Genomic DNA, 21,411 nt, shown 5'->3' with positions numbered 1-21,411 from the left:
TTCTGACGCAGCCTGCCAGCAAGAACGCAAGCTGCGATGGCAGCGCCACAAGTTGCGCGCCGACCCCGGCTACGCTGAGAACAAGCGCAATGCGCAAAAGAAATGGGTGGCCGGCCGCCGCGAAGCTCGTCGTGGCGATGCGAGCGCCATTCGACATCGAGCAGCGGCCGACGATCCACATCACCGTGAGCATCGGTGTGGCGTTCTACTGGTGCGCTTGAGCGGCACATGCAGGCCCCACGCACGCATCGCACGGTGCGAGGCGGCTTTGGCCGAATGGGAACAGCCACTTGACTCAATGCATTCGTTCGAGCGCGACGTGCACGGTGCGTCGGCGGCGAGAACGCATGCCCGCCAGAAGATGTGGGCGGATCACTTGGCGACGAGGAGTTCCTCGAAGCGCTGGTCGATCCTCAGCATCCCGAGCACATCGAGATGAAGGAATGGATCGGTCGTCCCTTCGATCCTCGCGCCTTCGACATCGACGAGGTCAAGGCATGCCGACAAGGGCTATGACTTTGCGCGTTGCCGCGCCCACTTGCGCAAGCTGGGCATCACGGCGCGTATTGCCCGGCGTGGTATCGAGCGCAATGACCGGCTCGGGCGTCATCGCTGGGTGGTCGAGCGCACGCACGCCTGGTTGGCTGCCTTCGGCAAGCTGCGTACTCGCTTCGAGCGCCGCATCGACATTCATGTCGCGCTGCTTTCTCTGGTTTGCTGCGTCATCTGCATTCGCCATCTCACACCGTTTTGTTAGCCGCTCTATGCAGGACAGGGCACTAGGTGCGAGATTCGCTGGCTGATGGATGCAAAAGTGGCGTTTACGGAGTCTTCAACCAGTGCGAGCACCGGATTGGGATCGGCCTTTCGTCGCAGCAGGGTCAGGAACTCGTCCGCCATCTTCTGTTTCAAGGCTCTAAAAGCGATGCCCTTGACGCCGAGCAAGGAACTCGAGGCCGGGACGAGCGCGATGCCAAGCCTCGCACTCACCAGATCCAGCACACCGTGGACAGTGCTGGCTTCATAGCGCACCCGAGGATTGAAGCCCGCCTGGATGCACATGTGGTTCGCGTGATCGGAATAGGCGACGCCCTTGTGCTGGGCAAAGGCCACGAAGTCGTGCTCGGAGAATCGCTTCAGATCCACCAGTCCGGCGGCGCGGGGCTCGGAACTGGCGGGAAACGCGAGGCACAAGGGATCCTTGATCGACTTGGCTTGGCAAAGTCGAGGGTGGTGCGCCGTGAGGCGCACGATGCCCGCATCGATGCGCCCGGCAATCAGCGCATCGGTCTGGTCGGAGCTAATCAACTCGTGCAGCTCGATGTTGAGGCGTGGGTGCTTCTTTTTGAGCTGTCGCACCAGGGACGGCAGCACGATGCTGCTGGCTGAGGGAACGAAGCCAACGCCGATGCTGGATGCCTTGTCGCTGTGGCTTGCCTCGCGCGCGACGTCGGCGAGACGGGCCGCTCGCTCGAGGAGATAGCGCGCCTCGGGCAGCAGGGCCTGACCCGCGGTAGTCAGGCGCACGCCTTTCGGGTGTCGGATGAACAACGCCACACCCAATTCCTCTTCGAAGAGTCGGATCTGCGTCGACAGTGGTGGCTGGGCGATGTTCAGCTTGACGGCCGCACGGCTCAAGTTGCCCGCCTCGGCAACAGCCGCGAAGTAACGAAGGTGGCGCAGCTCCATGGCATACCTCGCTGGTATGGAGAACATACCAAATCAATCTTTGAAGTATTTCATCGGTTCCGCAAGAATTTGTCCAGCACCGCAAAGGGGAGCACACGATGAAGAAGTTCGTAGCACTGCTGCTTGCACTCGTGATCTGTGCAACGGCATCGGCAGGGACCTGGCCGGCGAAGCCTGTCCGGCTGATCGTGCCGGCTCCAGCCGGCAGCTCGCTGGATGTGATCGCCAGGGTGCTGAGTGACAAGCTGCGCTTGCGCTGGAAGCAACCGATCATCGTTGAGAACAAGGCAGGTGCAGGCGGTCTGATCGCGATGGACATGGTGGCAAAGGCGCCGCCGGATGGGCTGACGCTGGGCGTCGGATTCAACGGCCCCATCGCCTTTGGTACTTTCCTCTACAAACGGATGCCGTACGAGCCGTCCAGGGATCTGATCCCCGTGGTGCTCACCACGTCACAGCCGAACGTGCTCGCCGTGCCGGTCGAGAATCCGGCCAACACCTTGCCGGAGTTCGTGGACTGGGCAAAGCAGCAGGGCGACAAGTTCACGTACGCCTCCGTGGGGCTGGGCAGTTCCTCTCATCTCACGATGGAGCTGCTGCGCAAGAAGGCGAACCTGCTTGGCGTGCATGTGCCGTATCCCGGATCGCCGCCCGCGGGTATGTCCCTTGCAGCGGGAGAGACGCAAGCCTTATTCACGGTCGAGCCCGCATTGCTGTCCCTGATCCAGGGCAAGCGCATCAAACTGATTGCTGTCACCAGTGCCCATCGATCGCCGCGGTTGAAAGACCTCCCGACAGTGGCGGAGTCGGGCTATCCCGGCTTCGAATCCCTGGCGTGGAACGGTCTCTTCACCGCGGCGGGCACACCGGCCGAACTGGTGGACCGGATCAATACGGATGTCAACGCCGTGCTTAAGGATGTTTCGGTGCGGGAGCAACTCGCGCAGCAGGGATTGGAGATGGGTGGGGGATCTTCCACCGAGTTCAAGAGCTTCATCGCGAATGAGCGCGTGAAATGGGGCGCGATCATCACAGAGGCTGGCATCAAGTTCGAACAATGAACTCTGACACGATGCAAGCCTTGCGCAAGACCCGGGCCGCAGCTGGTCTCGAACTGGTCGATGTCCCGATACCCGCGACGGCGTCGGACGACGAGACGCTGGTTCGCGTGAGTGCCGTGGGAATCTGCGGCAGCGACCTTCATGTGGACGACTGGCATTCCAGCTACGAGTTCATGGCGCCGGGCCTCCCGATCACCATTGGCCATGAATTCGTCGGAGTGCCGCAAGACGGGCCATTCGCGGGAAGACGCGTGGTTGTGCGGCCATCGGTGACCTGTGGGGCATGCGCGGCCTGCTGCACAGGGGACTTCGACGCCTGCACGCGACGCAGTGGCATCGGCATGACGCGCGACGGTGCTTTCGCACAATGGGTCCGGGTGCCGCTGCGCAACTGCGTTGCTGTTCCCGACGACGTGAGCGATGAGCTGGCATCCCTCGCCGAGCCACTGTCGATCGCCATGCAGGCATTGCGTGTGGCCGGCGAGGTCATGGGACGGCGGATCCTGGTGATGGGGCCAGGCACGATTGGCCAGGGGATTGCATTGCTGGCCCGTCGGGCGGGGGCATCGCAAATCGTCGTGACCGGGCGTGAGGATGCCACGCGCTTCGAAGTGCTGCGCCGAATGGGCTTCCAGGCATTGGCGGATGTCGCGATGCAGTCGCTGGCGGATGCCACGGCACCTCATCGCGACGGGGAGATGTTCGACCTTGTCTTCGAGGCCACCGGTGTCCCGGAGACCGTCGCGCAGGCCCTGGAGCTTCTGCGCCACGACGGCATAGTGATCGTCACCGGCATCCATGCCCGGCCGCTGCAGCTCGACCTCACCGACCTCGTGCGCAGGCAGCTGCAGCTTCGCGGTTCGTTTCGTCCGCCCGAGTCCGCGTGGCCCGAGGCGCTTGCGCTGATCGATGAACTGAAGGAGGGCATCGCGCCCATGATCAGCCACGTGCTGCCGCTGAACGAAGCGCACCAGGGCTTCGCGCTCGCGCACAGGAAGGCTGCAAGCAAGGTCCTGCTCAAGCCCTGGGGGTTGCATGATTGATCGCGCGACCGCGCTGCTCGCATTCTGGAACGACGTCGATCCGTCGCATGACGACGCCTACAACGCATGGCATGGCGGCGAGCATGTGCCCCAGCGATGCGCAGTCCCGGGCGTGCTGTGGGCGCAGCGCTATGGCCAGAACCATTCCGAGATCGGGCAGCGGTATCTGACGCTCTATGGCCTGCGGGACGTTCAGGTCCTGGAGGAAGAAGGCTACCAGCGGCTGCTGCGCGAGCCCACGCCTGCGAGCCGCGCGATGCGCCCCCTGCTCTTCAATCTCTCCCGGTGGGTCTGTCGCCTGCACGAGTGCCGCCTGACCGACGCGACAAGTGCACTCATCGCGACGACCCTGACCGAAACACCACCGACGGTTCGCGCGCTGGTCCTGGCCGAGCGTGTGTCCGACGCCAGTCCGCTGCCGTGGATGAACCAGCAGCAGGGCCACGCGAGGGACGGGCGCTGGCTGGTGTGCGGCGCCGTCGACGGGGTGACAGAAGTCGGCCCGACTGCGGATGGCGCCGTCCTGTATCAACGGCTCTCGCTGTGCGGATCTCGGCAGGTCGAGGGGACGCTCGATCGCCGGCCTCTGCTGAGGTCTGAACCATTTCTTCATCGGCTCATCTAGTAGAGGACAAGGGATGCCAAATCGCTATGTTGTCGACGACACCGACGCCGCGACTTTCAGGGTCAACACGGAAGTCTTTACCGACCGTCGGCTGTTCGAGCTCGAGAAGGAGGCCATCTTCTCCACGTGCTGGCAATACCTCGGGCACGAATCCGAGCTGCCGCGTCCGAACGATTTCATCAAGCGCAACGTGGCCGGCCGCTCGGTGCTTTTCGTGCGCGACGGCGATGGACAGATCCGCGCGCACCTGAACGCCTGTCGCCATCGCGGGACACAGGTCTGCGCCGCGGCGAGTGGCAATCAAGTGCGCTTTCAATGCCCGTACCACGGCTGGACCTACGCGAACACCGGGGCCCTGATCGGCGTGCCCGGCATCGAGGCGTACGGTGCCGGCTTCTCGCAGGCCGAACTGGGCCTGGTGCCGGTTGGTCGCGTCGAGGACTACCGAGGCTTCTACTTTCTCAACTTCGCGAGCGAAGGCGAGTCCCTCGACGACTACCTCGGCGACGTGCGCTACTACCTGGACCTGATCTGCGATCAACTGGACACTGGGTGGGAGGTGGTCCACGGCTCCTACATCCACAGCATGCAGATCAACTGGAAGGTCCTCGCGGACAACAGCACCGATCTGTACCACTTGCCGTTCGCGCATCGCCGCTACCTGGACTTCCTGAGCGGAGAGGGCACCGAGGAAGCTGCATTCAAGCGCACCGGCGCGGTACTGCACCTGGGGGGAGGCCATGCGGTCGCCAAGAGCACGCCGCCTTCAGGCGGTCGGCCCATCGCCTGGTGGGCGCCCGCATTCCCCGAGAGCCACCGCGAGCGTCTGGACGCCTTGAGGGCGTCGCTGTACCGGAAGTTTGGAGAGCAGAAGGCCAAGGACATGTGCGAGACCAATCGTGGTCTCTTCATCTTCCCGAACCTGATCGTCAACGACAACATGGCGGTGACGCTGCGCACCTTCGAGCCGGTCGCCGTCGACCGTGTCGCCATCCACCTGTGGGCGCTGGCACCGAGGGGTGAGGACGACGCAGCGCGCAAGCTGCGGCTTGATTCGCTCCTGACCTTCGTCGGGCCAGGCGGCTTCGGTACACCCGACGACGTGGAGATCCTGGAGTCTTGCCAGCGCGCCTACGCGGCGCCAGACGTGCAGTGGAACGATCTGTCGCGGGGGATGAAGCGGGAGCACCCCCTGCACACCGACGAATTCCAGAACCGGATCTTCTGGCGCGAGTGGGCGCGGCGCACGGAACTCGCGACGGCGCAAGTCAACGATTGAGAGCGAGAACGACATGCTGCAGATGGAAACCGATGCCGAACTCTCGTCTTTTCTCTTCGAACACCGGCTGGCCCGCTTTCTCTACGACGAAGCCCGCCTGCTCGACGAATGGCGGCTCAAGGAGTGGCTCGACCTTTTCACGGACGACGCGGTCTACGTGGTGCCGACGACCGACCACCCGAAGCCGGTGCCCGCCCGCGACCTCACGCTGATCCATGACGACCGCAAGCGCCTGGCCTATCGCGTCGGCCTGCTGCTTGGCGAGCGCGCCTGGGCGGAGAACCCCGTTTCGCGCACGCGGCGGATGCTCAGCAACATCCGGGTTGCCGGCGAGCACGAGGGCGTGTGCCGGGTGGAGTCGAATTTCTCGGTCCATCGTTTCAGGCATGGCGATCTCCAGACCTTCATCGGGCACTACGAGCACGAGCTCGTCACGCTTGGAGGTCAACTGCGGATCCGCCGACGCACGGCGATCCTCGATCACGAAACCCTTACGCCACACGGCATGGTCAGCATCATTCTTTAATCGTTCAGGAGCACAGCGTGTCAGGAAACACCATCGGCAAGAACTTCGCGATCACAACCTACGGGGAGAGCCACGGCGACAGCATCGGCTGCATCATCGACGGCTGTCCGCCGGGTCTGCGCATCAGCGAAGAAGATCTGATGCCCGATATCGAGCGTCGCAGGACGGGGCGTTCGCGCTTCGTCAGCCAGCGGCAGGAGTCGGATGCGGTGAAGATCATGTCGGGCGTGCTCGACGGCGTGACCACCGGCACCCCGATCGGCCTGCGCATCGAGAACACCAACCAGCGCTCGAAGGACTACGAGGCGATCAAGGACCTGTTTCGTCCCGGGCATGCGGACTACACCTACTTCCACAAGTACGGAATGCGCGAGCACCGCGGGGGAGGCCGTTCGTCGGCGCGCGAGACCGTCATCCGGGTGGCCGCTGGCGGCGTGGCGAAGAAATACCTCTTCGACCGGCACGGCATCCAGGTGCGCGGCTATCTGGCCCAGCTGGGGCCTATCAAGGCTACCACGGTGGACCTCGACTTCGTTAACACGAATCCCTACTTCTGCCCGGATCCGGACAAGATCGGCGAGATCGAGAGCTTCATGGCAAGCTTGTCAAAGGCGGGAGATTCGATCGGCGCGCGCGTGAACGTGGTCGCCAGCAACGTGCCTGCAGGGCTGGGCGAGCCCATCTTCGACCGACTCGATGCCGATCTGGCTCATGCGCTGATGAGCATCAGCGCGGTGAAGGGTGTGGAGGTCGGCGCTGGCTTTGACGTGGTCGAACAGCGCGGCACGACGAACCGGGACGAGATCACGCCGGAGGGCTTCCTGAGCAATCACGCCGGCGGCATCCTGGGGGGCATATCGTCAGGGCAAGACGTGTGCGTCAGCATCGCCTTGAAGCCCACGGCCAGCCTGCATCTGGACGCCAGGACGATCGATACGCAGGGGCGTGCTGCGGTCATCTCCACGCACGGGCGCCACGACCCTTGCGTCGGCATCCGTGCGACGCCGATCGCGGAAGCCATGGTAGCGATCGTTCTCATGGACCACTTGCTGCGCCATCGCGCCCAGAACTTCGATCGCTTCGATCGCGATCCCGCTTCGTCTGCCCTTCAATTCCCCTTGGAGAATCGCACATGAGCCAGCATAGCAGCAACGCCGCATACGCATCCACATTCGACACGGCCGCCGTTGCCGGGTATCGGGTGGAAGAACATCCAGAGTCCAAGCGACTTCCGCGCATCGTCCTGCAGCGGGAGGACGTCAGGCACTTCCTGGACGAGACTGCTCACTTCACGACGCGCTCGCTCGAGTACGTGCCGTACAGCCGATTCAATGTGACGGAGGTCGCCCAGCGCGTCTGGGGCGACGAGTTCATCCAGACGCTGGACCGGCTGATCGAGGACCGCCGCAGCGGCGGCTTCCTCCTCGACATCTCGGCGGCGACCACGAACGACGAGGAACTGATCCGTTTCATCACCGCGCTCGCGCATGCGATCGGAACGCCCGACAACGACGTGCTCTCCGGGAAGTTCTATGCGCGCCTGCCGGTGAAGAGCCAGGATGTGACGCCGCAAAGCAGCAACCTCTTCCAGCCCTACCGCACCTTCGGCATGCATACCGACGGCGCTGCATCGAGGAACCCCACCACCGACTGGCTGGTCTTCGGCAAGACCCACGAGCGGCACGTCAAGGGAGGACGCAACCGCCTGCTGCACCTCGACGACTGGCGCGATGTGCGGCAGTTCTCCGAAGCACCGCAGGGACGCAAGCCCTTCCTGATCGAATTGCCGTCCGCCAACGATCCACGGCAGCAGCAATGGGGCAACAACGTTCGAAGCGAGCCTCTGAACAGGCCGATCTTCTTCGACTGGCACGGCCATCTGTGCGCACGGTTCGCCGACCAGTTCATCTTTCCGAAGTCGATCGAGGATGCGGCGTACCTGCGCAGCTTTGTCGAATCGATCGAGTCGGACCCGAAGGTCGAGTGCGTCACGATTCCCGTGGGCGCCATGATGTTCCTGAACAACAACTACTGGTTGCACGGGCGCGAGGTGTTCGAGCCGCACCCCGATCTTTATCGCGAGATCGTGCGCATGCGGGGCATGCTCCACGCGCGTTGACCGTCGCCGTCCTCAAGGGAATACCCAGAATGGTCTACACGGACATGCACCGGACCAAGGACAGGCCGGTGGCGATCGTGACTGGAGCGAGCCGAGGCATCGGCCGCGCCGTGGCCCGTGGTCTTGCCAGCGATGGCTATGCGGTCGTGCTGGTCGCGCGCAGAACGGAGGGCGTCGAGGCGCTCGCGGCCGAACTGGAGGCAGAAGGCGCCGCCGCGATCCGTTGCCCGCTGGATGTCGCAGACGAGCAGGCAGTCACTCAGGCGATGCGGAGGATCGTGGAGGAGACAGGGCGCGTGGATGTCTTGTTCAACGGGGCAGGCATCGTCCATCGTGGAACTTCGGCGATTGCGGATGCGGATCTGCGGCAAGTGCTCGACATCAACCTGCTCGGTGCGATCAATCTCGTGCGCGCCGTGTCGCCGGTGATGAAGGCCGCGCGCCGCGGGCATGTGATCAATGTCGCATCGCGCTCGGCGGTCTATCCGAAGGCTGGCAATGGCGGGTATGCCGCGAGCAAAGCGGCGCTTCGCGCCTACAGCGAGGCCCTTTGTCTTGAACTCGCCAAGGAGGGCGTGAAGGTGTCGACACTTTGCCCCAGCTATGTACACACGGACCAGAGCGCGCGCCAGGCCTGGTTGCCGGACGAGGCGAAGATCCCGCCGTCCGATCTTCATGCTTGCGTGAGGTTCTTGCTCGCGCTGTCGCCTGCGTCCTCGGTGAAGGAACTCATCGTCGACTGCTGCCACGTGGTCGCGCATGGAGAGCAGTACGTATGACCGAAGCTGTGGTCCTGATCGGATTCAAGTCGAGTGGCAAGAGCACCTATGGCGCGATGCTTGCCAGGTCGGCGGAGGGACGTTTCGCGGACCTGGATCGTCTGCTGGAACAGGAGCACGCGGACGCCAGCGGCAAGTTGCTGGCAGCGCACCAGATATTCCGTGATCTCGGTAGCACCTATTTCGCGGAGCTCGAGGAGCGAGCGTTGAGCAGATTCGTAGCAGCGACTGTCGACCGGACGCCGGGAGGCAAGGGCTTCGCTGTTCTGGCGACGACCGGGGCAACCCCGTTCAGGTCAATCAACCTGGCGCTGCTGCGGCGCCTGGGGCCCTTGATCCTGATCGATACCCCGCGGGATGTGATCAGGCAACGGTGGTTTGCGGGACGGCTGCCCGCATTCGTCGATCCGCTCGACCCGGAAGGCTCGTTCGACCGGCTCTACGAGGAGCGAGCGCCGCTGTACAGCGCGGCGGCGGACGAGGTCGTCCTCACGGCGAACCGAAGGGACGAAGAGGTGATTGCTGACATCCAGGCCATTGCTCGTCGTGCTTGCGCGAAGGCGAAAGCGCCTGAATGAACCAGGCCGAGACGCTCCGGTTGGCGCCGATGACCGGCGCGAACAAGTTCGTCGCAACGGCTTCGATCATGCTCGCCACCATCCTGACGGGCCTGGACAGCACCATCGTGAACGTTGCCTTGCCCCAGATGCAGCGTGGGTTCGGGGTGAGCCAGGATGCAGCCATGCTCGTGGTCACGTCCTACATCGTGGCTGCTGCGATTGCGACGCCGATGATCGGCTGGATTTCCGCGCGCATCGGCCGCAAGCGCTTGTACCTAGTTGCCATCGTGGGATTCACCATCAGCTCGGTATGGTGCGGCTTGTCCGCCGGCTTGGCTGAGCTTGTCTTCGCACGCGTGGTGCAGGGCTGTTTCGGTGCGGTCCTGGTTCCGATCTCACAGGCGCTGATCCTCGACATCAACCCGCCCGACAGGCAGGCGCAGGCACTGGCGCAATGGGGCGCCGGGGTGATGCTGGGGCCCATCCTCGGCCCGGTGATCGGCGGCGTTCTGACCGAGTACCACGGCTGGCCCTGGGTCTTCTACATCAACATTCCCGTTGGCCTCATCGCCTTTGCGGGCATCGCAACGCGCGACATCAAGACGGCACCTGAACCCGTGAGGTCGTTCGACCTCACGGGATTTATGAGCATGTCGCTCGCCATCGGCCTGCTCCAACTCATCCTGGACACCGGCCAGCATGTAGGCTGGCTCGACTCGACATTGCTCGTCTGCGCACTCGCCGTGATGGCCTTGGCATTCGTTGTCTTCATCCGGCATACGTTGCGCAGCGAGTCGGGCGGCTTCTTCAACCGGGCGCTCCTGATGGACCGTAACTACGTGACCGGGCTGTTCTTCACGGCCGTAGTCGGCGGGCTGCTTTTTTCTACGCGCGCGCTGCTGCCGCAGATGCTGGTCAATGTGGCGGGCTACAACGTCGCAGACGCGGGCGTGCTGATGGCACCGACAGGCGTCGGAACGCTCGCGGCGATGCTGGTTGCAGGAAAGATCATCGCTCGGGTGGACCCGCGCCTGATGATGGCCGGCGGCTTCGTGGTGACGGGGACCGCCATCCTACAGCTGGTGTTCCTGGGTATGCCGGTGCAGGCGAGTTCGATCATCGTCTCCGGATTTGTGCTGGGCGCCGGGCTGGGCCTGATCTTCGCCCCGCTGAACGCCATGACGTTCTCGACCCTCGCCGCCGGCATGCGCTCGGACGGTGCCGCCTTCTTCGCGCTGTCGCGCAACTTCGGCAGCAGTGCTGGCGTCTCGCTGATGCAGTCACTGCTGACCTATCGCACGGACCTCAACCTTGCGAACCATGGGGCGACCGAGGCCGCATTCCTCGCGTACCTATTCGATTTCCGGTTATTGCTGATCCTGAACCTCGGGGTCATTCCATTCGTGCTCTTCATGAGATACCGCCGACCCCATGCATCGGCATCTACGGGGAAGAAGGAGTGACGCTCGCCTATGCATTGTTGAACATCCATATCCATCCGGACTCGAGATTCGCACCAGACGGGTCTTGAGGATGCTGGTGCGACCCGTGCGCACCTGAGAACAGGAGGCATCCGGGGCATTCGCCCTCCGGCTGTCTCCGCATGAGCGCTTCCTTGGAGACAACGCAGTCGTTCGTCAAGAGAGCGCGAATGCGGGCGTTGCAGACTCCGACAGGGCAGGCACTCCAATGGCAGAAGAACTTCAGCAATTAGATCTTCAATCGGGAGTTGAGAATGCGGAATTCGAACGTGGGTGGGGCATCGGTGATCGTCCTCGATTTCGACGGCGTCATCATCAAGTCCCATGTGGCAAAGCGCAGGGCCATGCTTGCCATGTTCTCCGACCATCAGGAGAAATCGGCCGAGATCGATGCCTACATCCTGAGTCATGGCGGTGTTGCACGGCGCGAGAAGCTGGCTGGGATCCTCGAAACCATCATCGGTGTGGAAGCCACCCCGGTGCTTCTCGCGCAATACCTTTCACGCTATGCAGGATGCGTGGAGGTGTCGCTTGCCGAAGCCCCTTTCGTCGACGGCGTGAAGGAGTTCGTGTCGCAATGTCCTTGTCCTGTCTATATCAGTTCGACCGCGCCCGAGACGGAGATATACGAACAACTCACGCGAGGCGGACTTCTTCATCGATTCGTTTCCGTCTACGGGAGTCGTACACCAAAGGCCAAAGCCTTGAAAGAGATATCTGCCCGGCATCGCGACAGGGAGACCATTTTCTTTGGCGATTCACTGGGTGACATGGTTGCCGCGCGGGATGCAAAAATTCCCTTTGTGGCTGTTACGAATGAACGAGACAACTTCAAGGACCTAGAGGTTGTGAAGCTTGAAAGCTTCCTCTCTAGGGAGCTTGTCGAACGCTCGGTACGCGCGGCGTTGGTGGAGTTCGTCGATGTACCGCGTACCGTCGCTTTTCCTATGGCGACCACGACCTGAGTCGGGGTGAGGCCTAGATCCTTCCAGTCTCTCAGTGTGGAAAATGAGGGAGATCGCCAATTTCATTCGGCTGTGCGCAATTGGTTTGTGTGCATTGGGAAGCGCGAAGAGGGGTAGCGTGTGCCTCGAGCCACGTCTGTCGTTCAGCTGAGCTGTTGAGATGGAGCACGAGTTTTTAGAAGAACGCCACGGCCAATGCTGTGCCCCCGCCGGTTTACTCGCGGCCCGCTCCAACTTACTACCAGCCTCACGGCAGTTCTACTCCGTCCCAGCACCTGTCTACTACGAACATGAATCTCGATGGGAGAAACGTCGCATGCAACGCTGGAAAGAGCGCTGCGCGAAGCACCGTGAATGGCGCCCTCGGCAATGTACCGCCGCTACTACGAACGGAAGCGCAGTGCTATTGAGCGGTCAGATGTTCCGCAATCTCGCGTGCACCGAGTTCTCGCACTGCCGCAAGACTTTCTAGTTACACGGCCTGCGGGCGCATCTTGCCTTGCTCCCAGTGGTAGATCGTCTGTCCGGATACACCAACCAGTTGTTCATTCACGTCCGGGTATGCGGCACGTACCGCCCCCGCTAGCTGTGAAGCTCCAATAGGTTGTTGGCGCCGACCGGAAACTGAGCCAGTGGGGGTGCGGATAAAAACTTGGACTGGTTTTATGCCGCAAGTCCGAGGCTCACCCTGTATTCGATGGGGCTGAGGGCCCCCAGGGAGATCTTGATCCGCTTCTCGTTGTACCAGCGGATGTACGAGCCGACCACTTCAATGAACTGCTCGATGGTCGTGCCCATCCAGTCCCGAGGATAGAACAGTTCGTTCTTGAGGCGACCGAAGAAGCCTTCGCAAGCCGCATTGTCCGGAGAACAGGCCTTGCGGGACATCGAGCGGATGAGGTTGGCATCGCTCATTCTCGATAGCCAGCCTGGCCAGCGGTAGTGTCCGCCGCGGTCGGAGTGGACCACAGGACGATCGGCGGTATCCATCACCGTCTCGATGGCTGCATCCAGCATGGTGTTGACCAACTCAGCATCCGGGCTCGTGCCAATGGTCCAGCTCACTACCATCCCGTCGAAGCAGTCGATGATCGGCGACAAGTACACCTTGCCTGCCGGGATCTGGAACTCCGTGATGTCCGTAAGCCACTTCTCGTTCGGTGCCCCTGCCTGGAAGTCTCGGTTGATGATGTTCTCGGGCGCGGGGCTGATCTCGCCAAGGTAGGACGCATACCGGCGCCGCTTGGGCTTGGCCACGATCAGGCTCTCTTGCTTCATCAGGCGCTGCACCACCTTCTCGGAGATGGTGACGTCTTGCCTGGTCAGCGAGGCCTGCAGCCTGCGGTAGCCGTAGCAACGGTGGTTCGACTCAAAGATCTCGGTGATGGACTGCCGCACTTGGAGGTACTTGTCGCCCACCATTGCGCGGGCCCGATGGTAGAAGTACGAGCTACGTGCCAGGCCCAACTGTGCAAGGAGTTCTGGCAAGCCGTAATGCTCCTTGAGGGCGTCAATCAGCAGTGTCTTCTCCCGGTTGGACAGGAGCTGCAGATCGACGCCCAGGCCTTTTTTTAACAGTTCATTGGCCTTGTTCAAGAGGTCCTGCTCAAGGCGCAGCTGCCTGACTTCGCGGCGCAACGTCTCAACCTCGCGCTCGAGCTCGTCGCGCTCTTGAGCCCGCGGGGACTGATTGGTGTGTTTCATTGATGCGGGTGTCTCACGTCCCAGGAGCTGGTTCTTCCAGTTGTACAACGTCGGCCTGCTCACGCCAAGCTTCTGAGCAACCACCTGCGCACTTCCCTCACGAGTACACAGTTCGAGGACCGCCAGCTTCTTCAGTTGCGGTGGCCGAGGTGTACTGACGGCCCTGCCGACAACGCGCTGGCGGGAGGCGGGGTCCAGTTCATGAATCCAGGCACGCAGCAAATCGCGGCACGGATAGCCCAACGCCTTGACCGCGGAGGCAATGCAGTGCCCGTGCTCGGCGTAGTGTTTGACTGACCTGCCCCCTTCTGCCGTGCCATTCATAACGAGGAAGTCCGGGGTTGCAAGATTAATTGATCTCGGTGGTTGTTGAGCTGGATCGAGCTGCATCGCCAGCGCGCTGGCGATGCAGCTCGGCGAACTTCGACGGAGGCATTCGCTGGCAACTGCTGTGCGGCCTGATCTCGTTGTAGTCCTGGCGCCAGAGCGTGATGGCCGATCGGGCTTGCTGCAGCGTCTCGAACCACTGTTCGTTCAGGCACTCGTCCCTGAACTTGCCGTTGAAGCTCTCGATGTAGCCGTTCTGCATGGGCCGTCCCGGCTCGATCAAGATGTGACGGATGCCGTGGGCCTGCGCCCAGCCCATGAAGGCGCGACTGGTGAACTCCGGGCCGTTGTCGGTGCGCACAGCCAGCGGGTAGCCTCTGAACACGGCCGCTTGATCCAGCAGTCGCGTAACGTATTTCCCCGAGATGCCCCAGTCCACCGAGATGCTCACGCACTCGTGGCTGAAGTCATCGGCCACGGTCAAGCACTTGATGCGCCGTCCCGTGCTCAGGCTGTCGCTGACGAAGTCCATGCTCCACACCTCATTGACCGTCGTGGCCAGTTGCAGCGGCACGCGTTCGTTCGCGGGGCGTTTGACCTTCTTGCGCTTGCGCACCGCCAGGTTGGCCGCGCTGTACAGGCGGTAGACGCGCTTGTGGTTCACGCCCGGGAAGTGCGGGCGCAGCATGTCGTGGATGCGCCGATAGCCGAAGCGCCGACGTGCATGCGCGATCTCGACGATCTTGCTGCTGAGCTCTTGCGTCATGGCATCGGCCTCGGGTGGATTGCGATAGCTGTCGCGGGAGAGCCCCACAAGCCTGCAGGCACGTCGCTCGCTCAGATCGCATTCCCCGATCATGATGGCGACGGCCGCGCGCTTGGCTTGCGGGGCTATCGCTTTACCCCGAAGGCCGTGTTCAGCGCGTGGATGTCCAGGTGCGCTTCGGCCAGCAGCTTCTTGAGTTTGTTGTTCTCGGCCTCGAGTTCACGCAGGCGCCTGGCATCGGGCACGTCCATCCCGCCGTATTTGGCGCGCCATTTGTAGAAGGTCGCATCGCTGAAGCCGCCCTTGCGGCACAGATCTTTGATCGGCAAGCCGGACTCGGCTTGCTTGATGAAACCGATGATCTGCTCCTCGGTGTATCTGCTCTTTCTCATGTCCGTCATTCTCCAAGTTGACGGACTTCGCTGCCATTACGCTGGTACGGCCGGGAGGGGGCAGGTCATGACGGCCTGCTCCTTCTGAATTTGAGAATACTTCGGCTTCGAGCGCACGTAGCCGGACGACAGGTCTAGGCGCCGCTCGTACTCCCCATGCCAGCTCCTCAAAGAGTTCTTCGTCGGATAGCCCAACTGACGGATAGTCGCCCCGGTGCGCTTGCCCAGCTTGATGTAGAGCGTGACCGCTCGGATGCGGTCTTCGTATGAATACATGAACTATCTCCAGGTAGTCCAAGTTTTCCGCCGCACCCCCCCCAGCTCAGTTCTACTTCGGCGCGGACAGCGCCATCGACTGAGCTATCAGTTGATCGCTCGTCTCGGCCAGTGCCCCTGCTGCGGAAGGGCAAGCTCGAAGCTACTCTTGTGACAGAGTAAGACTAGAGCCGCGCCTTGGCCGCTAACTCGGTCACAGAAACGCCAATGCCTGCGGCGATCTGAACAACGGTCATCACGCCAGGGTTTTGCATCCCTCTTTCGATGCTGCTCATGTAAGAGCGATCGATGTGACTGCGATGCGCGAGCTCTTCTTGCGAGATTCCATGCGCTTTTCGCAATGCCTTGATGGCAGTACCCAGCGCCAACAGCGCTGGGTCGAGCGCGTGTTTGGGCGAGGCAATTGGCATAGACAAAATGCTCTCGCCTTGTGTACGATCGCACCACGGACGATCTTCCACATACTGCCTTCTCTCCATATGTCCTGCGTCGCCTCCAGACGGGTTCTCGAACTCAAGCGCAGCTTCGTGGCCGTATGACTCGCAGACACGTCGCATCGCCACTGCCAACGGCACGACCTCTGCGGTTGCCGGTTTCGGTGACGCGTGTCCGCCGGAGGCAATCTGCACCTGTCGTGCGCAGTCTGTCTGCGGCTCGCATCGGCGCGCAGGTGAGGGCGCTGCGCATGGCGGCTGATGTTTCTGGCGGTGCTTTGGCCAAGACCTCGGGGATTTCTGCCTCGATGCTCTCGCGCATCGAGCGCGGTCTGGTCTCGCCTTCGGTGGAGACCCTGGAGCGTCTCGCGAATGGTTTGGGTGTGCCGGCGTCGCGTTTCTTTGGCGATCAGGCGCGCCGCACGGACTTCTGCCATGTGCGCGCAGGGCAGGGCGTTGTGGTTGATCGCGTCGGTGCGGTTTCAGACTACCGCTACGAGCTGCTGGGGCACCTGCTGTCCGGCAACCTGTTCGTCGAGCCCTATTTGGTCACGCTTCTGCCCGGTGCCGATCCCTACGTGACCTTCCAGCATCCGGGCCTCAAGTTCCTGTACTTCTTGTCCGGGGAGGTCAGCTACCGCTACGGTGCCAAGGTGGTCACGGTGAGGGCAGGGGACTCACTGCTGTTCGAGGCCACGGCGCTGCATGGCATCGAGGCTATTCAAGGTGGACCGGTGTCCTACCTCTCGGTGGTGTTCACGTTGCGCGAGTGAGGCGCGTGGGGACGGGCCTGCTCGGGCGCAACGGCTGATCGAGTGCGTTGATACCTTTCTTTCTTCGTCCCGTCCTTTTTCCCTTTCGAGCCTGCACCGTGACGCACGGCGCCCGGTGAATTTGGGCCGATCACCGAAGCGCAGGTTGGTCGCTCCAGCGCGGTGTGCATTCGGACAATCACTTCGGCGTCGATGGGCTCCTGGGCCTTGCCCGCTGTGGACGCATTGGTCGACGGACTGCGTATGAAGAGTGACAGCGGCCGGCATCGAGGCGGTTCCCCTGAGCGGTTTTTTCTCCCTGGCCTCTACCAGCGCCGAACCACTGTCGAGAGGCAGTGTGCGCGACCCGGGTGAAGTCGCAGTGAAGTCCGTGCAGGAGTCCCGTGAAACGATACCCGTGGTCCGGTGTCGTGCGACTCTCGCCCAGCTGGACCTGGAAGGGCAACGGATCGGCATGTCGGCGCAAGCGGACGTCCAGCAGCGTCCCGTCGCGCTCATGCAACGCTCACTCGCCTCATGTGACCGACGTCGGCCGACGTGCCGCGGCCCAGCCAGATGCCAAGTGGCCGCGAAGGTTGCACGCCGTTCGGCACGAGCACGCCCGATCGTCGAAGCGCTTGTAAGCAGCGTCAACCAATGCGGATCTTCCGAGGCGCTGTCGGGTCACGCCGATTCGAGTCCTGTCGCCTCGCTCTTGTTGCCGCGTCGCGCTATCGCGTGGATACGCGCTGCGCGATTTCGTGCGCCCTGAGGTCTGGCACTGCCGCAAGGTTTTCGAGTTGCGCAGCCCGCGGACGGCCCTCGCTTTGCTCCCAGTGGTAGATCGCCTGTCCGGACACACCGACAAGCAGTGGCGCCGACCGCCGCGAACGACGTCGGCCGCGTGAGCAAGGCCAAGGCGCCGGAGGCCATGAAGGAGCGGCCTGCATCCTGAGCGCCTGTGCGAAGGAGGCGCCATGGTAGGGCGCATCCACCAAGCCTGAGGCCTTTTTTCCCTCTCAATGGAAGGAGACACTATGGGCCAGGTTCTTCACGGCTGCGCCACCACGACAGAGGCGGTCCGTCGAGCAATACAAGGGAGCGCGTGATGCTTTCTTCGAAAGTTCCTGGCTCAATACGGGCCCTCGGATCGTGCTGGATGTTGCATAGCAATTGCTATACAATCTGACGATGAAGACCGCTCAACTTCCCCCGGTTCGTGTGACGGCTGCCGTTCGAGAACAGATAGAGGGCGTGCTGCTCGAAGGCGAAACGCTGTCGCATTTTGTCGAGCAGGCGGCGACTGATGCTGCTCGTCGCCGCAAGGCACAGCAAGATTTCGTGGCGCGTGGACGCGCCTCGCTTGCCCGTGCGCTCGAATCGGGCGAGTCCTATGCGGCAGACGAGGTGCTCGATGCGATGAAGTCTCGGATCGATATCGCGCGCAAGGCTGTCGAAAAGGGGCGCGGTGGCATCTCCAAACGGCGCGCGTGACATACGTTGTTCGCTTGACGCGCGAGGCGTTGGAAGATCTGCAGCGTCTTGAAGCCTTTCTCCTCGAGGCGGCTCTCAAGCACGGAGACTGGGAACTACCGGATCGCGCACTACTGGCTATTCGGAGAGAGTTCCGCATCTTGGAGTCCAATCCCTTCACCTGTCGAATTGCCTTCGACGACCGATTGGAGCGAGAACTCGTCATTCCATTCGGTGCCTCAGGCTACGTTGCCTTGTTCCATATCGTCAGTGAACGCGAGATCGTGGTGTCTGCCATCCGACATCAGCGAGAGGACGACTATCACTGACCGTGAGGTCGTCCACGCCATCAGGCATTGAGCATCAGTTCCCCATGTACGCAGTCACCGTCCAGTGCCTCGCCCGAGAGGGCGGCGAGTTTCAAGCGTGCCGTCTCGCTTCGCGTCGGCCCCAAGAAAAGTGAAACCGGAGCGTAGGGCTTGCTGCGACCTGGAGCGTGGCACACCGTTCTCGCCGTCAAGGTCCTGCGCGCGCCATGTGGTGCGCTGGCGGCCTGCGGCCGTCTTCGAACCTTGACTGCTGCGCTGCGGCGCCGGCGACGGTCCCGCCGCGCGCGCATGCGGCGCGAAATTCGAACTGCTGTCGACTCTGATTTCGAACAGTGGGCTCGACAGCCGAATCGCTGCAGCTTCGTGGGGCGTGACCGTTGCGCCGCGTGGGGCGTCTCGCGTCTGCGTGACCCGCACGGCGCGCCAACTGGCCGTGCAAGCACGGCAGTCACTGGCCAGGCCGCCCGCCTCGGCGTTCGGCGGTTCCTGACGTTGGGGTGGGGCCTTTGCTTCGCAGGGCTTCGATGGCGTGCCGCCTTTGGCGCGGAGGGGCGCGGGCGGCGTGTGCAGGGCTTCGTGGCCTGTGCGCGTTGCCTCTGCGTTCGAAGCCGCCTCTTGACCGACGCATAGCGCGCACGGGCCGCTGTCCAGGGCTGCGGGCTTTGCCACCGTCCTCACCCGGTCCTCGCTGTGCTCGGCTGCGGCTTGTGGGCGGTCCCTGGACATCGGCCCTTTTGCGCGCTCTTCATGCGTCGAGGCGGCTCCGAAAGCAGATGTTCAACCACCGCGGCATACGCCGCAGAAAGGCCCGGCCATGCACGCCAATTCGACTTCCAGTTCCAGCCCGCGCGGTGCGGGCAGCCCGCACAGCCCGGGCAACCCGACAACCACGGGCGTTCCCCCCGTACCCCCCGAGGGCTCACCCCAAGCAGGTGGGGGTGCTGATGAATCCTGCGGCCACGCTGCGCGGGGTGCGGGCCGCATGGACGTGCGGCAGGTCGTGACGGACCGGATCGTCGCGATGCTGGAGAAGGGCGGCAACGTGTTTCGCGAACGCTGGACGCGGGCGGCGTCGCGCGGTGTGCCTCGCAACGGGAAGACGGGGGTACCGTACCGCGGCGCGAACGTACTGCTGCTGTGGGAGGCGGCGATCGAGGAGGGCTATGCGTCCAATGTGTGGCTGACCTACAGGCAGGCGCAAGGTCTCGGTGCCCAGGTGCGCAAGGGCGAGCGCGGCGTGCTGTGCGCGCACTTCGAGCGCAGGGCGCGCGAGCGTCGCGCGGATGCCGATGACGTTCTCGCGGAAGGGGCGACGGATGAGGGGGGCATGACGGCGGACGCCGGTGCCCGCGCGGGTGTGCTGCTGTGCCTGCCGTTCTGGCTGTTCAACGCGGCGCAGATCGACGGGTTGCCGCTCGAGGTGGTGGACCTCGGTGTTGCTGCGCCGGCGGCGAACGTGCAGGGTCCGGTGGAGCGGGCGATGCGGTTGCTGGGCGGCTGCAATGCAAGGATCCGTCACGGCTTCGACCGGGCGGCGTACCTGCCGGCGCTCGACGAAATCCGGCTGCCGTGGCCGCGGCAGTTCACCAGTCCCGAGGCGCAGTGCGCGACGGCGCTGCACGAGTTGGTGCACTGGACCGGGCATCCCGACCGGTTGAACCGGCGCTTCGGACAACGTTTCGGCGACGCGGCCTATGCCTTCGAGGAACTGGTGGCCGAGCTCGGCAGTGCGTTCGTGATGGGCCATTGCGGGCTGGTCGATGCCACGGTCGAGGGGCATGCGGCCTACATCGAGGCCTGGCTGCAGGTGCTGCGCGGCGACCGCACGGCGATCTTCACGGCGGCGCGTCTTGCCGAGGAAGCCTTCGCGTTCATCGTGGCGCGGGAGATGCCAGCCCTTGCGGGGTCCGCGGCGGACTGAGGGCCGTTGGCTTCAAGGCCTGGCAAGCGCCCGGCGCGCAGCGATTGCGCCGCCTGCCGGCTTCGGCCGTCAGGCCTTGCCGATTCCGCGCTCCGCTTTTTTCAGCGAGGACCCGCAGGTCGGCGCGTTGGCGCCCAGCGAGGCACGCGAGCGCATCCCACGGCGATGCCGTTGCATTGAATCGCCATGGACCCGATGTTTCTTCTGGACTCGGAGGCTCGCCATGGTCGCAAGCGCGGGGACAGGCCTGCATCGCGGCGCGGGGCCGGCGGTGCTCGACGCGATGAAGATCGTCCTGGCCCGCGTGGCCAGGGAACGCGCAATGCCGCCGACCTTCGCCGTCGATGCTGCCGCGCCCGCCGCCGCGACAGCCGTGGCCTGCAGGGCTGATGCGCTGACCGACAGCGGGGAGTGGACGGCCTCACCGACCCGGCTTCGTGCGTCCGCCACGTCGCGGGCACCAGCGATGTCCGTGCTGGCCGCTGGCACCGGCGCGGGTCCGTCCTCGCCCCCGTACGTGTACGTAATTCCCCTCGCGGGGGCGTCAGATTCCGATCAGCTTGCAAAAAGAGCATCTGTGCGTCCGAGGAAGGCCCTCGGACGGAGACATGCCAGCACCCCGTTTCAGGGGGGGCGGGCGCATTCGAACCACATCTCTTTGTGAGCGTATGAAAAATAGAAACCTTGTCAGGGGACTCTTCCTCATGGCAATCGCGCTGGCCTTCGGCCTGACCGCGCTTCGCTACCCCATCGGAGACTTCAGCCGCGCCGGGCCTGGCCTGTTCCCCGCCATGATCAGCGGCATGCTGCTGGTGATCGGCGTGGCGACCGTGGTCCGGTCGTTCCTCGTGGAGGGCGTGCCGCTGGAGTTCAACTTCAGGAACATCGGGCTGATCCTGGCCAGCCTCTG

General features: G+C 63.3%; 19 protein-coding genes and 5 pseudogenes. 19 read left to right on the top strand and 5 right to left on the bottom strand.

The genetic code is table 11. The annotated features are described in order from the left end of the window. Positions 1-89 precede the first annotated feature (89 nt). The 3 genes and pseudogenes from AC1DFC_RS28355 to AC1DFC_RS28345 form a co-directional block, all read left to right on the top strand. Positions 90-221 carry a hypothetical protein gene (locus AC1DFC_RS28355; protein ID WP_478180466.1) on the top strand — a complete coding sequence of 44 codons (132 nt, stop codon included), beginning with the start codon at positions 90-92 and terminating at the stop codon, positions 219-221. A gap of 106 nt (positions 222-327) precedes the next feature. After that, positions 328-516 (top strand): annotated as a pseudogene (locus AC1DFC_RS28350) (IS1096 element passenger TnpR family protein); the annotation flags it as partial. Then, a pseudogene (locus tag AC1DFC_RS28345) lies at positions 497-757 on the top strand (transposase); the annotation flags it as partial. The pseudogenes AC1DFC_RS28350 and AC1DFC_RS28345, both read left to right, overlap by 20 nt. Before the next feature lie 5 nt (positions 758-762). Here the strand turns inward: AC1DFC_RS28345 and AC1DFC_RS28340 are convergent. Continuing rightward, positions 763-1,689, bottom strand: a complete 927-nt coding sequence (locus AC1DFC_RS28340) for a LysR family transcriptional regulator (RefSeq protein ID WP_478180465.1) — start codon at positions 1,687-1,689, stop codon at positions 763-765. 98 nt (positions 1,690-1,787) lie between these two features. Here AC1DFC_RS28340 and AC1DFC_RS28335 point away from each other — a divergent pair, with 98 nt between their 5' ends. The 11 genes from AC1DFC_RS28335 (at position 1,788) to AC1DFC_RS28285 (ending at position 12,127) form a co-directional block, all read left to right on the top strand. Continuing rightward, on the top strand, positions 1,788-2,750 hold the full coding sequence (locus AC1DFC_RS28335; protein WP_478180464.1) for a Bug family tripartite tricarboxylate transporter substrate binding protein: 963 nt from the start codon (positions 1,788-1,790) through the stop codon (positions 2,748-2,750). Further along, positions 2,747-3,793: a zinc-dependent alcohol dehydrogenase gene (locus AC1DFC_RS28330; protein ID WP_478180463.1), complete on the top strand. Its 1,047-nt coding sequence runs from the start codon at positions 2,747-2,749 to the stop codon at positions 3,791-3,793. Before AC1DFC_RS28335 ends, AC1DFC_RS28330 begins: the two co-directional genes overlap by 4 nt. Further along, a complete protein-coding gene (locus AC1DFC_RS28325; protein ID WP_478180462.1) occupies positions 3,786-4,418 on the top strand; it encodes a hypothetical protein in 633 nt (210 codons plus the stop codon). The genes AC1DFC_RS28330 and AC1DFC_RS28325 overlap by 8 nt, the downstream gene beginning before the upstream one ends. Before the next feature lie 13 nt (positions 4,419-4,431). Further along, positions 4,432-5,697, top strand: a complete 1,266-nt coding sequence (locus AC1DFC_RS28320; RefSeq protein WP_478180461.1) for an aromatic ring-hydroxylating oxygenase subunit alpha — start codon at positions 4,432-4,434, stop codon at positions 5,695-5,697. Positions 5,698-5,710: 13 nt separating this feature from the next. Then, a complete protein-coding gene (locus AC1DFC_RS28315) occupies positions 5,711-6,223 on the top strand; it encodes an aromatic-ring-hydroxylating dioxygenase subunit beta (protein ID WP_478180460.1) in 513 nt (170 codons plus the stop codon). Positions 6,224-6,240: 17 nt separating this feature from the next. Further along, entirely contained in the window at positions 6,241-7,359 is a 1,119-nt protein-coding gene (gene aroC, locus AC1DFC_RS28310; protein WP_478180459.1) for a chorismate synthase, read from the top strand. Then, positions 7,356-8,342 (top strand): carbon starvation induced protein CsiD, encoded by a 987-nt coding sequence (locus AC1DFC_RS28305; RefSeq protein ID WP_478180458.1) that lies wholly within the window; start codon positions 7,356-7,358, stop codon positions 8,340-8,342. The genes aroC and AC1DFC_RS28305 overlap by 4 nt, the downstream gene beginning before the upstream one ends. Positions 8,343-8,371: 29 nt before the next feature. Next, the gene (locus tag AC1DFC_RS28300; protein ID WP_478180457.1) at positions 8,372-9,121 is read left to right on the top strand and encodes an SDR family oxidoreductase; all 750 of its coding nucleotides are present in this window, start codon (positions 8,372-8,374) and stop codon (positions 9,119-9,121) included. Further along, complete coding sequence (locus AC1DFC_RS28295; protein ID WP_478180456.1) at positions 9,118-9,699, top strand: shikimate kinase; 582 nt, start codon at positions 9,118-9,120, stop codon at positions 9,697-9,699. The genes AC1DFC_RS28300 and AC1DFC_RS28295 overlap by 4 nt, the downstream gene beginning before the upstream one ends. Then, positions 9,696-11,144 carry an MDR family MFS transporter gene (locus AC1DFC_RS28290; RefSeq protein WP_478180455.1) on the top strand — a complete coding sequence of 483 codons (1,449 nt, stop codon included), beginning with the start codon at positions 9,696-9,698 and terminating at the stop codon, positions 11,142-11,144. The genes AC1DFC_RS28295 and AC1DFC_RS28290 overlap by 4 nt, the downstream gene beginning before the upstream one ends. Positions 11,145-11,416: 272 nt before the next feature. After that, a complete protein-coding gene (locus tag AC1DFC_RS28285) occupies positions 11,417-12,127 on the top strand; it encodes an HAD family hydrolase (RefSeq protein ID WP_478180454.1) in 711 nt (236 codons plus the stop codon). 663 nt (positions 12,128-12,790) lie between these two features. On the opposite strand, the pseudogene AC1DFC_RS28280 reads toward AC1DFC_RS28285, so the two are convergent. From AC1DFC_RS28280 to AC1DFC_RS28265, 4 genes and pseudogenes are all read right to left on the bottom strand, one after another. Beyond that, a pseudogene (locus AC1DFC_RS28280) lies at positions 12,791-14,128 on the bottom strand (IS3 family transposase); the annotation flags it as partial. Positions 14,129-14,180: 52 nt separating this feature from the next. Beyond that, positions 14,181-15,316 (bottom strand): IS3 family transposase gene (locus AC1DFC_RS28275; protein ID WP_478180453.1). Its coding sequence is split into 2 segments (ribosomal slippage): positions 14,181-15,061 and positions 15,061-15,316, totalling 1,137 coding nucleotides; the frame shifts between segments, so codons are not numbered across the junction. Between the two features lie 69 nt (positions 15,317-15,385). Next, a pseudogene (locus tag AC1DFC_RS28270) lies at positions 15,386-15,592 on the bottom strand (IS3 family transposase); the annotation flags it as partial. A gap of 164 nt (positions 15,593-15,756) precedes the next feature. Beyond that, positions 15,757-16,221, bottom strand: a complete 465-nt coding sequence (locus AC1DFC_RS28265) for a helix-turn-helix domain-containing protein (protein WP_478180452.1) — start codon at positions 16,219-16,221, stop codon at positions 15,757-15,759. A 5-nt stretch (positions 16,222-16,226) separates the two neighbouring features. On the opposite strand from AC1DFC_RS28265, the gene AC1DFC_RS28260 reads away from it, so the two are divergent. The 5 genes and pseudogenes from AC1DFC_RS28260 to AC1DFC_RS28240 form a co-directional block, all read left to right on the top strand. Then, on the top strand, positions 16,227-16,799 hold the full coding sequence (locus AC1DFC_RS28260) for a helix-turn-helix domain-containing protein (protein WP_478180451.1): 573 nt from the start codon (positions 16,227-16,229) through the stop codon (positions 16,797-16,799). 1,170 nt (positions 16,800-17,969) lie between these two features. Next, positions 17,970-18,272, top strand: coding sequence for a YlcI/YnfO family protein (locus tag AC1DFC_RS28255; protein ID WP_478180450.1), 303 nt, complete (start codon positions 17,970-17,972; stop codon positions 18,270-18,272). Continuing rightward, positions 18,269-18,580, top strand: coding sequence for a type II toxin-antitoxin system RelE/ParE family toxin (locus AC1DFC_RS28250; RefSeq protein WP_478180449.1), 312 nt, complete (start codon positions 18,269-18,271; stop codon positions 18,578-18,580). Before AC1DFC_RS28255 ends, AC1DFC_RS28250 begins: the two co-directional genes overlap by 4 nt. Before the next feature lie 982 nt (positions 18,581-19,562). Then, complete coding sequence (locus AC1DFC_RS28245; RefSeq protein WP_478180448.1) at positions 19,563-20,501, top strand: ArdC family protein; 939 nt, start codon at positions 19,563-19,565, stop codon at positions 20,499-20,501. A gap of 704 nt (positions 20,502-21,205) precedes the next feature. Continuing rightward, positions 21,206-21,411: pseudogene (locus tag AC1DFC_RS28240) on the top strand (tripartite tricarboxylate transporter TctB family protein); the annotation flags it as partial.

Source organism: Variovorax sp. 10L421 (assembly GCF_056395365.1).
Note: the sequence above shows the minus strand (reverse complement) of the source record. Positions and strands in the feature narration are given on the sequence as shown.

Excerpts from the sequence above, each read along its gene's own strand:
- AC1DFC_RS28325 (WP_478180462.1), top strand. The coding sequence starts at position 3,786 with ATGATTGATCGCGCGACCGCGCTGCTCGCATTCTGGAACGACGTCGAT.
- AC1DFC_RS28300 (WP_478180457.1), top strand. The coding sequence starts at position 8,372 with ATGGTCTACACGGACATGCACCGGACCAAGGACAGGCCGGTGGCGATC.
- AC1DFC_RS28245 (WP_478180448.1), top strand. The coding sequence starts at position 19,563 with ATGGACGTGCGGCAGGTCGTGACGGACCGGATCGTCGCGATGCTGGAG.
- AC1DFC_RS28335 (WP_478180464.1), top strand. The coding sequence starts at position 1,788 with ATGAAGAAGTTCGTAGCACTGCTGCTTGCACTCGTGATCTGTGCAACG.
- AC1DFC_RS28330 (WP_478180463.1), top strand. The coding sequence starts at position 2,747 with ATGAACTCTGACACGATGCAAGCCTTGCGCAAGACCCGGGCCGCAGCT.
- AC1DFC_RS28295 (WP_478180456.1), top strand. The coding sequence starts at position 9,118 with ATGACCGAAGCTGTGGTCCTGATCGGATTCAAGTCGAGTGGCAAGAGC.
- AC1DFC_RS28355 (WP_478180466.1), top strand. The coding sequence starts at position 90 with ATGCGCAAAAGAAATGGGTGGCCGGCCGCCGCGAAGCTCGTCGTGGCG.
- AC1DFC_RS28340 (WP_478180465.1), bottom strand. The coding sequence starts at position 1,689 with ATGGAGCTGCGCCACCTTCGTTACTTCGCGGCTGTTGCCGAGGCGGGC.
- AC1DFC_RS28285 (WP_478180454.1), top strand. The coding sequence starts at position 11,417 with ATGCGGAATTCGAACGTGGGTGGGGCATCGGTGATCGTCCTCGATTTC.
- AC1DFC_RS28305 (WP_478180458.1), top strand. The coding sequence starts at position 7,356 with ATGAGCCAGCATAGCAGCAACGCCGCATACGCATCCACATTCGACACG.
- AC1DFC_RS28290 (WP_478180455.1), top strand. The coding sequence starts at position 9,696 with ATGAACCAGGCCGAGACGCTCCGGTTGGCGCCGATGACCGGCGCGAAC.
- AC1DFC_RS28315 (WP_478180460.1), top strand. The coding sequence starts at position 5,711 with ATGCTGCAGATGGAAACCGATGCCGAACTCTCGTCTTTTCTCTTCGAA.
- AC1DFC_RS28320 (WP_478180461.1), top strand. The coding sequence starts at position 4,432 with ATGCCAAATCGCTATGTTGTCGACGACACCGACGCCGCGACTTTCAGG.
- AC1DFC_RS28255 (WP_478180450.1), top strand. The coding sequence starts at position 17,970 with ATGAAGACCGCTCAACTTCCCCCGGTTCGTGTGACGGCTGCCGTTCGA.